The organism is Hungatella sp. SL.1.14 (assembly GCF_024460495.1).
Taxonomy (GTDB): domain Bacteria; phylum Bacillota; class Clostridia; order Lachnospirales; family Lachnospiraceae; genus Hungatella; species Hungatella hathewayi.
In genome coordinates this window covers 1-13,086 of record NZ_JANFYJ010000040.1, presented here as the reverse complement: position 1 = coordinate 13,086, position 13,086 = coordinate 1, and the positions used below count along the sequence as shown (strand labels likewise).

The 13,086-nt window shown below is 37.7% G+C and carries 17 protein-coding genes; 10 read left to right on the top strand and 7 right to left on the bottom strand.

Translation table 11 applies throughout. The annotated features are described in order from the left end of the window. The first annotated feature begins 107 nt into the window (after positions 1-107). Genes loaP through NE473_RS27720 form a run of 9 tightly spaced genes read left to right on the top strand, consistent with a single transcriptional unit; the run spans position 108 to position 8,861 of the window. The gene (gene loaP, locus NE473_RS27760) at positions 108-614 is read left to right on the top strand and encodes an antiterminator LoaP (RefSeq protein WP_055650711.1); all 507 of its coding nucleotides are present in this window, start codon (positions 108-110) and stop codon (positions 612-614) included. Between the two features lie 32 nt (positions 615-646). Continuing rightward, positions 647-1,861 carry a DegT/DnrJ/EryC1/StrS family aminotransferase gene (locus NE473_RS27755; protein ID WP_055650712.1) on the top strand — a complete coding sequence of 405 codons (1,215 nt, stop codon included), beginning with the start codon at positions 647-649 and terminating at the stop codon, positions 1,859-1,861. A 22-nt stretch (positions 1,862-1,883) separates the two neighbouring features. Beyond that, positions 1,884-2,891: an NAD-dependent epimerase/dehydratase family protein gene (locus NE473_RS27750; protein ID WP_055650713.1), complete on the top strand. Its 1,008-nt coding sequence runs from the start codon at positions 1,884-1,886 to the stop codon at positions 2,889-2,891. A 26-nt stretch (positions 2,892-2,917) separates the two neighbouring features. Then, a complete protein-coding gene (locus NE473_RS27745; protein WP_055650714.1) occupies positions 2,918-3,511 on the top strand; it encodes a sugar transferase in 594 nt (197 codons plus the stop codon). Positions 3,512-3,526: 15 nt separating this feature from the next. Further along, positions 3,527-4,726: an ATP-grasp domain-containing protein gene (locus NE473_RS27740; protein ID WP_172682270.1), complete on the top strand. Its 1,200-nt coding sequence runs from the start codon at positions 3,527-3,529 to the stop codon at positions 4,724-4,726. Further along, on the top strand, positions 4,719-5,972 hold the full coding sequence (locus tag NE473_RS27735) for a glycosyltransferase family 4 protein (protein WP_070102803.1): 1,254 nt from the start codon (positions 4,719-4,721) through the stop codon (positions 5,970-5,972). Before NE473_RS27740 ends, NE473_RS27735 begins: the two co-directional genes overlap by 8 nt. 34 nt (positions 5,973-6,006) lie before the next feature. Next, on the top strand, positions 6,007-7,236 hold the full coding sequence (locus NE473_RS27730; protein WP_055650715.1) for an O-antigen ligase family protein: 1,230 nt from the start codon (positions 6,007-6,009) through the stop codon (positions 7,234-7,236). Positions 7,237-7,264: 28 nt separating this feature from the next. Then, on the top strand, positions 7,265-7,876 hold the full coding sequence (locus NE473_RS27725) for a CatB-related O-acetyltransferase (RefSeq protein WP_118043020.1): 612 nt from the start codon (positions 7,265-7,267) through the stop codon (positions 7,874-7,876). Between the two features lie 4 nt (positions 7,877-7,880). Next, positions 7,881-8,861 carry a glycosyltransferase gene (locus NE473_RS27720; protein ID WP_256265456.1) on the top strand — a complete coding sequence of 327 codons (981 nt, stop codon included), beginning with the start codon at positions 7,881-7,883 and terminating at the stop codon, positions 8,859-8,861. 12 nt (positions 8,862-8,873) lie between these two features. Here the strand turns inward: NE473_RS27720 and NE473_RS27715 are convergent, their stop codons facing one another. From NE473_RS27715 to NE473_RS27690, 6 genes are all read right to left on the bottom strand, one after another. After that, positions 8,874-9,992 carry a tyrosine-type recombinase/integrase gene (locus tag NE473_RS27715; protein WP_256265455.1) on the bottom strand — a complete coding sequence of 373 codons (1,119 nt, stop codon included), beginning with the start codon at positions 9,990-9,992 and terminating at the stop codon, positions 8,874-8,876. Positions 9,993-10,157: 165 nt separating this feature from the next. After that, positions 10,158-10,343 (bottom strand): hypothetical protein, encoded by a 186-nt coding sequence (locus NE473_RS27710; RefSeq protein WP_256265454.1) that lies wholly within the window; start codon positions 10,341-10,343, stop codon positions 10,158-10,160. A gap of 3 nt (positions 10,344-10,346) precedes the next feature. Beyond that, positions 10,347-10,661 carry a hypothetical protein gene (locus NE473_RS27705; protein WP_055649933.1) on the bottom strand — a complete coding sequence of 105 codons (315 nt, stop codon included), beginning with the start codon at positions 10,659-10,661 and terminating at the stop codon, positions 10,347-10,349. An 11-nt stretch (positions 10,662-10,672) separates the two neighbouring features. Beyond that, the gene (locus NE473_RS27700; protein ID WP_055649934.1) at positions 10,673-10,864 is read right to left on the bottom strand and encodes a hypothetical protein; all 192 of its coding nucleotides are present in this window, start codon (positions 10,862-10,864) and stop codon (positions 10,673-10,675) included. An 11-nt stretch (positions 10,865-10,875) separates the two neighbouring features. Beyond that, positions 10,876-11,115 (bottom strand): type II toxin-antitoxin system RelE family toxin, encoded by a 240-nt coding sequence (locus tag NE473_RS27695; RefSeq protein WP_055649935.1) that lies wholly within the window; start codon positions 11,113-11,115, stop codon positions 10,876-10,878. After that, complete coding sequence (locus tag NE473_RS27690) at positions 11,112-11,885, bottom strand: XRE family transcriptional regulator (protein WP_256265453.1); 774 nt, start codon at positions 11,883-11,885, stop codon at positions 11,112-11,114. The genes NE473_RS27695 and NE473_RS27690 overlap by 4 nt, the downstream gene beginning before the upstream one ends. A 168-nt stretch (positions 11,886-12,053) precedes the next feature. On the opposite strand from NE473_RS27690, the gene NE473_RS27685 reads away from it, so the two are divergent. Further along, entirely contained in the window at positions 12,054-12,278 is a 225-nt protein-coding gene (locus NE473_RS27685; RefSeq protein ID WP_256265452.1) for a helix-turn-helix domain-containing protein, read from the top strand. 197 nt (positions 12,279-12,475) lie between these two features. Here the strand turns inward: NE473_RS27685 and NE473_RS27680 are convergent, their stop codons facing one another. Next, positions 12,476-12,814 (bottom strand): hypothetical protein, encoded by a 339-nt coding sequence (locus NE473_RS27680; RefSeq protein WP_256265451.1) that lies wholly within the window; start codon positions 12,812-12,814, stop codon positions 12,476-12,478. Between the last annotated feature and the right edge of the window lie 272 nt (positions 12,815-13,086).

The following is a 13,086-nucleotide window of genomic DNA, read 5'->3' as shown; positions in this document are numbered from 1 at the left end:
TATGATGACGGAGTGGCGAAGCACGCCCTGAGAGGTGGAATTTCAGAAAATAAAAGGTTTTGTTGACATATTTCAGAGTGAGAAGGAGAAATCGAGGGATTTAAGCAATGTGGTATGTGATACAGGTAAGGACTGGAACAGAGGAATCTGTGCGAAAGCAATGTGAGAGGCTGGTTGACCATCATGCAATGGAACGGTGCTTTATACCTTATCAGGAACAATTAAAGCGCTATATGGGGCAGTGGCATAAGGAAATGATGCCGCTGTTCCCAGGTTACGTATTTGCTGACAGCCAGGATGTGGATTTACTTTTCGAAGAATTGAAACGAGTTACAGGTCTTACAAAACTTTTGGGAACTGGCAGTGCAATTGTTCCATTAACTTCGGAGGAAATAGCCATTTTAAAAAGGCTGGGTAAAGAAGAGCAGATCGTAATCATATCAAAAGGCTTAATTGCAGATAATCAAGTGAAAATACTGGAGGGACCTTTAAAAGAGCTGGAAGGCGCTATCTGTAAGATAGACAGACACAGGCGAAAGGCATGGTTGGAACTTGTTATGTTTGGAAAAATACAGAGAGTGGAGGTTGGATTGGAGATCCTGGAGAAAAATTAGGAATGAAATTTTAGATCAAAGAAGGAAAAGAAATGGAAAAAAGAAATATTTTATTTAGCCCGCCGGATATCAGTGAACTGGAAATTGCAGAAGTTTGTGAAGCAATGCGCTCCGGCTGGATTACTACTGGCCCTCGTACAAAGCAATTAGAAAGAAATCTGGCAGAGTATTGCCATACAAACAGGGTTGTGTGCTTAAATTCTGCCACAGCAGCAGAAGAATTGAATCTTCGTCTTCTTGGAATTGGTGAGGGGGATGAGGTCATAGTGCCAGCCTATACATATACAGCCTCTGCGTCAGCAGTATTACATGTGGGAGCAAAGGTTATTTTTGTAGACTCACAGCCAAATAGTACAGAGATGGATTATGAGGCCGTAGAAGCGGCTATAACAGAGAAAACAAAAGCAATTGTTATGGTAGATATTGGCGGTATTATTTGTGATTATGAGCGCATTTTTCAAGTGGCTGAAAATAAAAAAAATATTTTCAGGCCCCAAAATAAGATACAGGCAGCAATCGGCAGAGTAGCTATTGTTGCTGACTGCGCACATGCATTAGGGGCTTGCAGGCATAGTAAAATGGCAGGTGAAATAGCAGATTTTACGTCCTTTTCGTTTCATGCAGTAAAAAATTTTACAACGGCAGAAGGTGGTGCATCTACCTGGCGTTCCATACCTTCAGTCAGCGATGAGGAGATATATCACCAGTATCAGTTGTTTTCACTTCATGGCCAGTCAAAAGATGCGCTGGCAAAAACTCAACTTGGCGCCTGGGAATATGATATTGTTGGTGCCTGGTATAAATGCAACATGACAGATATTACAGCAGCCATTGGTTTGAAACAGTTGGAACGGTATCCCGCGATGTTGGCAAGAAGAAAAGAAATTATTGTAAAATATGATGCCATGTGTGATGAAATGGGCATAAAGCATCTGGAACATTACGGAGAAGACTATCGCAGTTCCGGTCATCTTTATATGGTAAGAATTCCGGAAATCAGTATTGAGAAAAGAAATGAGATCATAATTAAGCTTGCAGAACGAGGTGTTGCTGCTAACGTGCACTATAAGCCGTTGCCTATGATGTCAGCGTATAAAGCCTTGGGGTGGGATATCAAAGACTTTCCGAATGCCTATGATTATTATCATAATTTGATTAGTCTTCCTCTTCATACAAGATTGACGGATCAGGATGTGGAATATGTCATGGAAATTTTTAGGACTGTAGTAACAGAAAATATAGTGTAAATATTATGGAGGAAGACCGTCTATGTATATTATTATCGGTGCATCTAGCTTTATTGGAGTTCATACCGTTGAAGAATTTCTGAAACAGGGGTGTGAAGTACTTGTTACTGGGCGTAACAATAAATTTCGCTCATATTATGAAAATAGAAACGTGTGTTATAAAAATCTGGATCTTGTTCGAAAAGAAGATTTTGAAGAACTTCCCAGGCACGGGGTGGAAGGTGTAATTTTATTAGCTGGACTATTGCCTGCAAATGCACAGGTAAATTTGGATGAAGATGAAAATGCAGCCGATTATTTTAACATAAATACAATAGGTACAATTAATGTATTGGAGTACTGCAGAAAAAATAAAATTAAAAGGGTAATTTCAACTTCCTCCTACGCCGATGTCAGAAAATCGTGGACCGCGGATCGGGCATTAACAGAGGAAGAACCTCGGGGAGGACTTTATACAGGCGATCATGCAATTTATGTGATGTCGAAAAATGCAGCCTGCGATGTTATGGAATACTATAATCAGCAGCATGGTATGAAAAATGCCTGTTTCCGTCTTCCTCCCGTTTATGGCGTGGGGCCCCATGGATCATTATTTATCAACGGCACCTATGTCAAGTCCGGACTTCAGATTTTTATGGATAAGGCAGCTGTTGGAGAGGATATCACTGTTTTTGGAAATAAGGATTTAAGCAGGGATGTCGTATACGTAAAAGACGTGGCTCATGCATTCTATTTAGCAATGCAGAGTGAAAAGACCAGTGGCCTTTATAATATGACATCTGGGAGAGGTGTAACATTACAGGAACAGGCAGAAGTAATTGCGGATTTATTTGCTTTGAGTCCAGATAAAAAATCAAGAGTTGTTTATAAACCGGAGATACTGAATAGTACACCATCATATCTGTTTTCTATGGAAAAATCAAAAAGAGATTTTGGATTTGTTCCAGAATATGCAGATTTTAAAGTTATGATGAGAGATTATAAAAAAGATATTGATGCCGGAAAGTATAAAGAATTATTTCATTATTAATATGTTACAGCCTGAGGAGTTGAGCTATGTATATAAAAGTAAAACGGGTAATTGATTTTATACTTGCTTTGATAGGAATGCCGTTTTTGGGAATCATTCTGCTTGCATCCGCTATTTGTATTAAGCTGGAAGACGGCGGACCGGTTTTTTACCTGGCGGATCGTACTGGGCGATTTGGTAAACCATTTAAGATGTACAAACTGCGCAGTATGAAAATGAATGCACCGGACCTACGCCTTGAAGATGGGTCAACTTATAATTCCGTGGATGATCCAAGGGTTACAAAATTTGGAAAGTTTGCGAGGAAGACAAGTATTGATGAAACACCCCAGCTGATTAATATTTTAAAAGGAGATATGGCATTGATTGGTCCAAGGCCTGATAGTGCTTCCTATTTCAGTCAGTATAGTGAGGAAGAAAGGAAAATACTTAAAGTTCGTCCTGGAGTAACAGGTTATAATCAGGCAATTAATCGTAATGCAGTAGGTACGAAAGAAAAACTGAAAAACGATATTTACTATGTTGAACATATGTCGTTTCTTTTCGACGTAAAGATAATTTGCATGACAGTAAAAACGGTACTCTTTCGTAAAAATATCTATCGGGTTGACAAAGGCTGAGAGGGCAAAAAAGCAATGAAAAAAATTATGATTTTAGGGGCTGGCATATTACAATTACCCGCTATAAAAAAAGCGAAAGAGATGGGATTGTCTGTAATTGCAGTTGATATGGATCCCAATGCAGTAGGATTTGCCGAAGAAGGAATCGATCGTGAAGTTATTAGTACAACAGATACTTTAGAAGTATTAAAGGCTGCAAAAAGACACGGTATTAATGGAATTATGACGTTGGCGAGTGATATGCCAATCAGAACAATTGCAGTTGTAGCGAGAGAACTTGGATTGGCAGGTGTTACTGAAGAAACTGCATTAAAAGCGACGAATAAAGCTGCAATGAGAGATGCGTTATATTCTCATAGTGTACCGATACCAATGTATTTTAAAGCCTCCAGCAAAGAAGATTATTTCAAGGCTGTTAATGAAATAAAGAGACATGGCTGTCAATGTATTATTAAGCCCGCAGATAATTCGGGAAGCAGAGGTGTAAATCTCCTTAAAAGCTATGAAAAAGAAATGGTGGATAGAGCTTATGAGTATAGTAAAAAATATTCCCGTTCTGGAGATTTAGTTGTTGAGGAGTATTTAGAGGGGCCGGAGGTAAGCGTAGAAACGTTAAGCTTAGATGGGGAATGCCACGTGATTCAGATTACAGACAAGATGACGACAGGTGCTCCCTACTTTGTAGAGACGGGGCATAGTCAACCGTCTATGCTGCCGGCCGATATTCAACTGAAAATTATGGAAGTGGCTGTAGCAGCAAATCGATCAATCGGTATTGAAAATGGGCCTTCACACACGGAAATAAAAGTGACCAGTGAGGGACCTAAAATTATAGAATTAGGCGCCAGACTTGGTGGGGATAATATCACAACACATTTAGTGCCGTTATCGACAGGAGTCAATATGGTTGAGTGTTGTATTAAAATAGCACTTGGAGAAACGCCAGATTATAAAACAAAGCATTATAAAGCCTCAGCTATTCGTTATTTAGAAAGTAAAGAAGGGGTTATACAAAAGATAGAAGGTGTACAGAACGCTGGTAAAATTGAAGGAATAAAGCAGATCAGTATTGTTCATGGAGTAGGAGAGCACATCAAACAGGTGAGAAGCAGCGTTGACCGTATTGGCTTTGTTATTGCACAGGCTGATTCCGCGGTAGAAGCAATGAAAAAATGTGAAAACGCAATAAAAGAAATAGGGATCACATATGAATAAAGGGAGTGATATAAAAGCAATCGTTTTCAGCGCATATTATGAACCAGAGGTTGCAGCGAGTTTATACTTATCGACAAATCTTTATGAGGATATGGCTGGTTCCGGGATTGATGTTGATTTATTTGTACCATTGCCTACAAGAGGCGTTAGCGATGAAGTACGAAATAAATATAAAAACCATAAAGTAGAAGTAAGGTGTAACGGCCGGTTAAGAATACATCGAATCGGCATTCCAAAAGAAGGGAAGAGCGTGATTGGACGGGCGGCTCGTTATATATTAATGAACGCAGTATTTATTTTGAAAAGTATATCTTCTAAAGCTGATGTTATCTTTGTCCAGAGCACGCCGCCCACTCAGGGAGCAACAGCAGCAATCATAAAAAAAGTAATGCATATTCCTTTTGTATACAATTTGCAGGATGTTTTTCCGGATTCGCTGGTAGGAACCGGGATAGCAAAAAAAGGATCAGCAGTATATCGAATGGGCAGAGTTATTGAAAATTTTACATATAGAAATGCGGATAAGATTATTGTTATCTCTAATGACATGAAAACAAACATCATGACGAAAGGGGTTCCCGAATCAAAAATAGAAATTGTTAACAACTGGATCGACGGAAACGTAGTAAAACCAATTCCGAAAGATCAAAACTATATGTATGAAAAGTTTGGACTATCCAGAGAAAATTTTAATGTTGTTTATGCGGGAAATCTGGGGTATGCACAGAATATTGAGGTGATAATAAAAGCCGCCGAAGTTTTGAAGGACTACAGTGATATTAAATTCTTGATTTTTGGTAAAGGAGCCCAGGAGGAAGAATATAAAAACATGGCGGCAGAACTTAATCTCTGTAATCTTAGCTTTTTTCCGATCCAGCCGTATTCAGAGGTATCTTATGTATATAGTTTAGGCGATATTTCAATTGTTCCGTGTAAGAAGGGGTTTGGCAGCAGTGCAATGCCGAGTAAGACCTGGAGTATTATGGCAGCAGGTACGCCGGTTTTGGCCAGTTTTGATTCAGATACTGATATGGAGAAATTAATAAATAGTCAAAAGGTTGGAATGTTTAATCATGCTGAAGACTGGGAGGGATTAAGTTCTAATATCAAGTATTTATATTCTAACAGAGAATATTTACAGGAGTATGGCAGGAATGCACGAAAATACGTAGAAGAAAATATCAGTCGTGAGAAATGCGTTGGTAAATATATCATGTGTATAAAAAACAGTAAAAATATTAACTGATTTTTAGCTTGTGATTGATATTCGAGGGTAGAATATGGTACTGAAATTTGGAACATTTCGATTGAAAATTAATATAGAAAGAGAAGTATTTTGTCTTTTTATAAATTCTGTCATGATCATTGATCTGATTAGAATTTTTACTGGTAATACAATGGTGACAAACCTGTGCAGAAATGGAATTTATTTATTGATTTTATTATTTGTCTGTATGGATGCCTGTAATAAAAAAAGGGTAAATAACCTGTTGGGAATGGGGATTTTATACATTGTCTTTGTATTGTTCAGCCTCCTTATTAATGGAAGTGATGTTATTTCCTTATTATTATCGGGAAGTATGATTTTTATCAGCCGATGTCTCGTAGGGTTTTATTTAGCCAGAAATATACAAATTGATGAAGGCCTATGGAATTCAATAAAAAAATATTATGTACTGGTAATAGTTTATTGTATTGTTTATGCCAATATGGGAAGTCTGGATCAATATGGTATGCGGGAAGGCTACATGACCTTTTCATACAATATATTAATTCCAACAACGCTAATATTAATTATGATGATACAACGAAAACAGGGAAGAGTTCTAAAACTAATAATATCCACTTTTTTAACAATCCAGTTAATTGTTATGGGAGCGAGAGGTCCCGTTGCCTGTATGGCTGTCTCAATAATCATTTTTATATGGATTCAGTTAGCTCAGTTTCCTTTGTATAAGAAGCTTATCGCCTGCGGCGCCTTTTCACTTGCAGCTATACTGGTTTATTTTGCAAGAGATGAAATTCTGGATTATATGCTCTCCATAAACTCGACCTCGAGAACCCTGATTTTATTAAAAAGTGGGAACCTATTTGATTTATCCAATAGGAATAGTTATTACGAGATACTGATAGAGGAGATTAAAAGAAATATCATACTGCCACATGGACTTTATGCTGACAGAGTAATTTTAAACCAGAATTTTTCAGGTTCCTCTGCAATCAGTGGTCAGTATGCACATAATTTGTTTTTTGAAATATTGTATCAATTTGGAGGCGTATTTGGAGGCGCTATTTTGTTCGCTTTTTTTATAAAAGTATATAGAAGTATTAAGCATTTAGAATTGATTAATAATCAGATTATAACTGCTTTTTACTGTGCATTTGCAACGGGATTGATATCGTTGCTTTTTTCAAGTTCTTATTTAATAAATGAAAGAGCATGGCTGTTTATTGGCATTGTCTTTGCTTTTAGTAATATCAAATATTCGACTTTAAAAAGTAACGGATAATATCATAAACAATTAGAAGAGGATTAATATGTACTATTTACCTAAAATTTTTAAAAGGCTAAGGTTCACATCTATTAAACATTGTTCGTTTCAAAAACAAGTTAAAATATTCGGCGGAAGCCAGTTATTAAATGTTGAGGTGGGACGTTACTCATACATTGGTTATAATGCGACAATTATTAATGCTTCAATAGGTTCTTTCTGCTCCATTGCAGGTGATTGCATAATCGGTGGAGGAGAGCACCCAAGCGCTTTTGTCTCGACTTCTCCAGTATTCTATAAAGGTTCTAATGCGCTGAAACGAAATTTTTCAAATAAAGAGTTTAATCCATATAAAAGAACTGTAATAGGCAACGATGTGTGGATCGCCAATGGTGTTAAAATTAAATCTGGAATATCTGTATCGGATGGCGCTGTGATTGGAATGGGGGCTGTGGTTACTAAGAATATAGGTCCGTATGAAATATGGGGAGGTAACCCTGCACGGCTAATTAGAAAAAGATTTTCAGATGAAATGATTGAGGAATTGATGAGAATCGGGTGGTGGAACTGGGATGAAAAAGAACTGTTAAAATATGGAAATGATTTTTTCGATCCAGAGGTATTAATAAATCATTATAAATTGAGTGGAGGATCATAAAGGAATGAAAATTCTGCATTGTTGTATCTCTGCTTTTTACATAGATCACTATAACTATCAGGAAAATATTTTACCAAGACAAAATAAAATAGACGGCCACGAAGTGTTGATTATAGCATCTACTTATACATTTAAAAATAATGACAACAAACAAGGATATTATACAGAACCCAGGGATTACCTTAACGAAGATAACATTTTAGTAAAACGCAGAAAATATAAAGATTTTGGTATCCGTTTTATTAATCAAAAATTCCACTGTATTGATGGTCTGTACGATATGATTGAGGCATTTATGCCAGATGTTATCTTGTTTCATGGAACCAGCTCATTAGAAATTAAAACATTGTGCCGATATAAAAAAAATCATAATAATGTGAAAATATATATAGATTCACATGCAGATTACTATACATCAGGTACAAATTTATTGTCTAAAGGCATTTTACATGGACTACTGTATCGATTCTATCTGCAAAACGCTTTACCATATATTGAAAAAGTATTTTATATTTCTATAGGATGCGGAGATTTTCTTAGAGAAGTGTATAAACTGCCAGAAGAAAAAATAGAATTTTATTCATTGGGAGGCAACCTGCCATCCAGTCAGGAGTTAGACCAGGCAAAAAACGATGTTATAAAAGAACTTAATTTAAGAGCTGACAATATCTTGTTCCTTCAGGCTGGAAAGTTTGATGAAAATAAAAAGCTGGTTGAAATGCTGGAAACATTTAAGAAAATAAAAAATGATAAATTAATTTTTATTTTAATAGGCAGTTTATCGGAAGATATTAAAGAAAAGGTGGAAGCATTAATCGCTGAGGACAGCAGAGTCCGATATCTGGGGTGGCGCGATGGCAATGAATTAAACAGATATTTAAATGCATGTGATATTTATGTTCAGCCGGGAAAAGTTTCTGCCATTGCACAAAATGCAATTTGTAGAAATAGTGTAGTAATTCTAAATAAATTAATGCATTCTTAAGAAATGCCCTATTTATGCGTGTTTCAATGGTATGATTTTATCATTTGACTGCATTTTGACTGCATTATAGTAATCTTCCAGTTTATCCGGCTCCACATCCAAAAATCCAAAATGGGTGTAGGTATCAAGTGTGGTCTTAATATCGTCGTGTCCAAGGAGATATTGAGCCTGTTTGACATCAACCCCTGCTTTGTATAAATCACTGGCATAGGTGTGCCGAAAAATATGTGGTGTGATATCATCCGATAGAGGTGTGCTTGATACAGCCTGAACCTTTTTAAGTATTTTTTCCCATTTGTAATCGAGGGTAGAAATATATCCACCGTTTTTGGAAGGAAAAAGAATTCCCGACCGGCCTTTTATGTACCCGGAAAGGATTTGTGCCAACGGGGCAGGAATCGGTATCTGTCGAAGTCCGGCAGCTGTCTTTGTGTATTCTTGCAGACAGGAGTCGATTTTCTTACTGGCGACCAATGTTTTAGAAACGTAAATCCGATTTTTTCTTAAGTCGATATCTTTTACATTTAATGCAAGCGCTTCGCACTTTCTTAAACCGGTGTACAGAAGTAAGTCGATGAAACAGCGCTCAAAATTATCAAGGTCTGCCATTTCAAATAACAGGCGTTCTTCAGACGTAAGAGCACGCTTCGGTTTTCCATCATTTTTGACCCTCTTCATTCCGGCAGTAATGTCTTTTGCCATAATGTCTTTCTGGACTGCATACCGGACGATTGCTTTGATTCGGGCCAGGCACAGATTGTACTGGGCCAATTTTTTTGACTTTATCATACAGCTTCGAAACGATTCAATGTGTGACCGCCTTAAGTCTTTGATTCTTATATCTCCGATGTAGCTGTTGATGGTACTTAATTGACCTTTAATTGTGCCTATTGTCTGGTCCCTGACGCTTCCGATCTTCTCGTTTGTAAGCCATAATTCAGATAGTTCCTTAAAGGTGGTGTTCTGTTCCTGCAAGATGATTCCTTTGTCCATAAGGCTCATAAAGTCACGGTAATTTTTATCCAGTTCTTTTAACGTATCTCCATAGATAGTCTTGCGAACCGGTTTCCCCTCTTTTATGCCTATAGTGACCTGCTTTGCGTATCTTCCATCTTTGCGTTTCTTTGGCATGGCAAATTCTCCTTTCTTTCGAAAGGGCATAAAAATAGCCCTGTATTTTTCGCCAGAGCTGTGATACAATATGCTTGTTGAGGACACGTATATTAGCTCTGGCTGATATGTGTGTTGGAAAGCTCCGGGAGTTGGTAGCTCCTGGGGCTTTTTGCTATTTCAGATCTATTGCAGATACTTGGAGATAATATCTGCTGGAAATGTAAGACCAATAGGTCCGTCAATGACTGTAATGGCTTTACCTATTTCGTCATTGGTAATAATTAACTCTAAATCCGTTTTCTGAAGCGTAGCTCCTGAATTAATTAATCTAAATCCTTCGGTTTTAAAATGCTTATTTTTACATTTCATGCGTTATGCCACCTCCTCGCTAAAATCCAGTTCACTGATACTTTCGTTTACGGTTTCTAATATCTCATGTTTTTCAATGTAAGAAGTCCATGAAAAAGATAAATCGGATTTAATTTCCTTTTTCAGATTATTGTATAGATTCTCCATGGACTTTTTCCACATCTCATAAGCGGCTTTTTCTATTTTTTCTTCGTTCCAACGGTCTTTTTTCTGCCGTTTAGCATTTTTTCTTGTCTGATATTCTAGAGCTTTACGCATGAACGTCTGGTAACCGTCCAGATTTTTTTCCAGATACTCTAAAAATTCTTTGTACTTCATAATGCGCCTCCTTAGTCCCAATTGATTGAATCCATAGGCACAGTGCCTTCGGATCCGATGCTTCTATCGGCAAAGGCAATGGCCTTTAATTCATCGTTCTCTGGCATGTCTGTAGGGATAAATTTGAGCAATACATTATAAATAGTTTCAGTGTCAGACTCTGGGATCATATCAATCAGCCCATGCAACATTTCTTTGCTCATCGCAATACCTCCTATAATCGTTTATATGCCTGCCCTCTTGGCAGAATATCTTTTATTGTAATAGTATTTTCTGATATGGAGAACAGAACTCTTAAATCACCAACACGGAGGCGATAATCGTTTTGTAATCCTTGCAGTTTCTTAACATCGCCGAGCGGAAGTTTTTCAATAGCAAATTTAAGCCGCTGTTTGGTGGTCTTGTCAGCAGAATTAATATATTTTACCGCCGGCTTGGCAAACTCTATTTTCATATTTCTTCTACCTTTCCCAAAACTTCCCCAACAAGTTTAATCTCCTCGCTGGCAGGAATGTCCTTATAGCCACCCGCATGATTGTGTGAAATAAGACGGTCATTTCCTAGTTCCTTGATAAAGCACTCATTGCCTCGCGTAAACACGCCGATATGCCCAGTAGGGATTTCCTCGGTCAATCTGACATATACCTTGTCTCCATCGTAATAAGTTGGTTCCATCGAATTACCGTTGACGCCGATCGCAAAGTCAGCCTGTTCAGATAATGCAGTTACTGGAACATCAATCGTGTCGGTGGGAACATTGTCAAATAAGTATTCACCGCTTCCAGCAGAAGCCAGTTTCTGATAATAGCTAATAGTGTAGTGAGGGCGCGTAGCCTTTTCCAGTTCGATAACATATGAGGATTGATCGGAAAGTTGTTTCTGCATATCGGCCAGAGACTTAACACGTTGAGTTTCCCGATCTAATATTATGTTGACACTTTCCCTGCCATGGTCGTCGAGGTCACGGTATTTTTTTATGTGTTCAAATTCATCAGATCTTAATTGGTAAGCGTGCAGCATTTCTTTTCGATCCTGTAATCCTAAAATATAATCTATTGACACATCGAATTTTTTTGAAATTAAAATCAAAAAATCGGAATCAGGTTCCCGTGTGCCGGTTTCATATCCATTATAGGTAGTATATTTAACACCTATAGAATCAGCAAATTCTTTTTTGTTCATTTTTGTTGATTCACGTATTTCTTTTAATGCATCTTTAATCATTATAGTCACCTCTCTTTAGTTCTAATAGTATTACATATTTTACACATTGTCAATAATACAATTTGCATTTTGCGAAAATATTTTCAAAATGCGTATTGACAAATTTGCGAAACGGGTATAAAATCTAGTTATGAATTCGCAAAACGAGTAAATGAGGAGGTGAAAATATTGAGATATCCGAATATAGAGGCGGAGCGAGCTAGACGCGGTATGTCAAAAGAAGAATTTGCGAAAAAATTAGGGATTTCCACTAAGACATATTACAACTGGATTAATGGCGTAAATCCCATACCAAGCGACGCTCTTATTGAGATGGGAGGTATTTGTCATGTTAATGTAGGATACTTATTGGGCGTAGAAACGATATTAACAGAAGATGAGAAAGGAGCATAGGAATGAAAAGAAAGGTAAATACACCGCTTCCCCCGCAGAAAATAAGCATTCTGGGAAGAAAGCGGTACTCGGTAGACGCAAATGCCGTAGACGTGATCGAAAGCAGCTTCAATGATTGCTGGCGGGCAATCGAAAGACTATGGGTGATTGCTGCCGTACTGATGTTTGGCTTTTTGCTTACATCTGCAAGAAATGAGTTACTGAAGATGTTCCATAATGGAATCAAGACAATCTTTCAATATAAGCCCAAGCCCTAAATCATTTAAGCCTTTTACGACGGCTACGATGTTGGAAAGAATTTTAGTTACATCACCAACAGTTTCTAATTTCTGTTTTGAAAAGAAAGTTTTCTTTTCGGCTGAACGATTATCCAGTTCAACGCAAAGAGCGCGAAGTTTCTCTTTGACATCATCGGGTAATTGAACGGAACCGTTTTCAGCTTTGGCGATTAACTCATATTTATCAAGAGCCACATCACCCCATTGAAGAGTTTTTAATTCACCCCAGGTAAAGTTATTTAATTCACCCCATAACATATGCGCGTACCTCCTTTGGCATGTAATTATTTTACCATTTAAAGAAATAAATTGCAACGCATAGGATGAATATTTCAAAGAAAGGAGCGTGATATCAGTGTCAGACATCTTGACAATCAAAGACTGCATGGCCCGCCACAACAAAAGCTACGACACCATAGCGGCCTTATTCAAGCGTAAAGGTTCTCCGGCCTTCCGAGTAGGGCGCGAGTGGCAGGTAGATGCCGTTAAGTGGGACGCATACCTGCTGAAACTGGCGGAAGAAAGTAAGG